Source organism: Actinosynnema sp. (assembly GCF_052038725.1).
Genome location: NZ_JBQGCX010000772.1, coordinates 1 through 2,328 on the forward strand (window position 1 = coordinate 1; position 2,328 = coordinate 2,328).

Annotated in this window: 2 protein-coding genes; one reads left to right on the forward strand and one right to left on the reverse strand. The window is 75.2% G+C overall.

Going from position 1 to position 2,328, the window contains the following annotated elements:
- Positions 1-980 (reverse strand): zinc-dependent metalloprotease (locus tag ACTUAL_RS15920; protein WP_440900812.1); only part of this gene is annotated, 980 nt, incomplete at its 3' end.
- 79 nt (positions 981-1,059) lie between these two features.
- Between ACTUAL_RS15920 and ACTUAL_RS15925 the strand changes: the two genes are divergently transcribed.
- On the forward strand, positions 1,060-2,220 hold the full coding sequence (locus ACTUAL_RS15925) for a YlbL family protein (RefSeq protein WP_440900813.1): 1,161 nt from the start codon (positions 1,060-1,062) through the stop codon (positions 2,218-2,220).
- Positions 2,221-2,328: the final 108 nt, after the last annotated feature.

Sequence of the window (2,328 nt, forward strand, 5' to 3'; positions counted from 1 at the left end):
CCGGGCAGCCGCTCGCCCACGGCCTCGGCGACCACCACGTCCACCCAGCCCTCGACCCGCGCGCGCAGCGTCTCCAGGCGCGCCCGCGCGGCCTTCTGCTCCTCGGTGGTCTGCGGCTCCAGCATCCCGGACTTCATCGCCTCCTCGAAGCTCGCCGGGTTGGCCGGGTCGACCTGGCCCGCCAGCTGCTCCAGCGCGGAGGTGTCGACGGTGATGCCCTTGGCGAACTCCTCCACCGTGTCCAGCAGCCGCTGCCGCAGCCACGGGACGTGGCTGAACAGCCGCTGGTGCGCCGCCTCGCGGGTGGCGAGGAAGACCAGCACCTCGCTGGAGGGCCGCTCCAGGCCCTCGGTGAACTTCTCGATGTTCGCGGGCAGCAGCGCCGCCGTGCCCTCGGGCCCCAGCGGCAGCCCCACCTCGGACGAGGTCAGCACCTCGGAGCCGAGCTGCGCCAGCGCGCCGCCCAGCTGCGAGCCGAACGCCATCCCGCCCATCTGCCCGAGCATGGACAGCAGCGGCCCCGCGGCCTGCTTCGCCTCCTCGGGCATCGCCTCGACCCACGCGCCGGACACGCGCTGCGCCACCGGGTCGCACAACCGCTGCCACGTCGGCAGGGTGCGCTCGACCCACTCGCGCGCGGTCCAGCTCTGCACCACGCGGCTCGCCGACGGCAGCGCCGTCGCCGGGTCCAGCCACATCTCGGCCAGGTGCACCGCGTCGGACACGGCGCTGCCCTGGTCGGGTCCGAACCCGACCGAACCGCCCTTGCCCGCGAGCTGCTGGAAGGCGATCTGCTTGGCCAGGTCGTAGTTCACCGGCCCCTGCGCGCTGCTCGCGTTGCTGAACATCGCGCCGAGCTGGCTGAGCATCGCGCCGAGCTGGTTGAAGTCGAAGGGGTTGCCCGCGCCCCCCTGGTCCTCGGGTTTGCGGCCTCGGTCATCCGGGTCCTGCGGGCTGAACCCGAAGGGCAGGTCACTCATACCACCACGGTACGCGGGCCCGGCGTGCCGCGCGGTGCCGGTTCGCGGAGGGCGAGCGCGGTGCCCGTACGCTGGGGCGGTGAGCGAGCGCAGCGACACCGGACACGACAGCGCGCCCGAGGAGACCCTCCAAGCCGACCGCCCGCCGGTCGAGGAGGCCCCAGCGCCGCCACCGCCGCCACCGGCGCCCGGCGCCCCGCTGCCCCCGCGCCGGACCGGCCTGACCAGGCGCACGTGGACGCTCGTGATCAGCCTCGTGCTCGTGCTCGCGCTCGGCCTGCTCGGCGGTTTCGCCCGCGTCCCGTACGTCGCGCTGGGCCCCGGCCCCACCTACGACACCCTCGGCGAGGCGGGTGGCCGCCAGGTCGTGTCCGTCGACGGCCAGGAGACGTTCCCGACCGGCGGCACGCTCACCATGACCACGGTCTCGCTCACCGACGACGTGTCCCTGTTCGGCGCGCTCGGCCTCTGGCTCAGCGGCCGGTACGCGCTCGCCCCGCGCGAGGAGTTCTTCCGCCCCGGCGAGTCCGAGCAGCAGGTCCGCGACGAGAACACCCGCGCGTTCGAGGACTCGCAGAGCAGCGCCGAGGTCGCGGCGCTCAGCTACCTCGGCTACCCCAAGAAGGTCCTCGTCGCCGAGATCACCAAGGGCACCCCGGCCGACGCCGCCCTCCAGCCCGACGACCAGCTCGTCGAGGTCAACGGCAGGCAGATCACCGCCGCCGACCAGGTGCGGCCCGCGCTGGAGTCCACCAAGCCCGGCGACCAGGTCGACCTCGTCGTCCTGCGCGACGGCGAGCGCAAGACCGCCCGCGTCACCCTCGCCCAGGCCGGGGACCGCGAGACCGGCTTCCTCGGCATGGTCCCCGCCGACCGCGCCGACGTCCCGTTCGACGTCACCATCAGCCTGTCCGACGTCGGCGGCCCCTCCGCGGGCCTGATGTTCGCGCTGTCCATCGTGGACAAGCTGACCCCCGGCGAGCTCAACGGCGGCAAGCACGTCGCGGGCACCGGCGAGATCACCCAGACCGGCGAGGTCGGCCGCATCGGCGGCATCCCGTTCAAGATGGTCGCCGCGCGCGAGGGCGGCGCCGAGGCGGTCCTCGTGCCCGACGGCAACTGCGAGGAGGCCAGGCAGAACGCCCCCGACGGGCTCAGGCTGATCCGGGTCAAGAACCTGCAGGACGCCGTGACCTCGCTGGAGGCGCTGGCCAAGGGCGGCGACACGCCCGGCTGCTGACCCGAGCTCGGGGGCGGGGGCCCCCGGGGCCCGGCGCCCGGGGGGGGGCGGGGCGGGGGGGGGGGGGGGCGGGGGGCGCCCCCCGCCCGCGGGCCGGGTGGGGGCCCC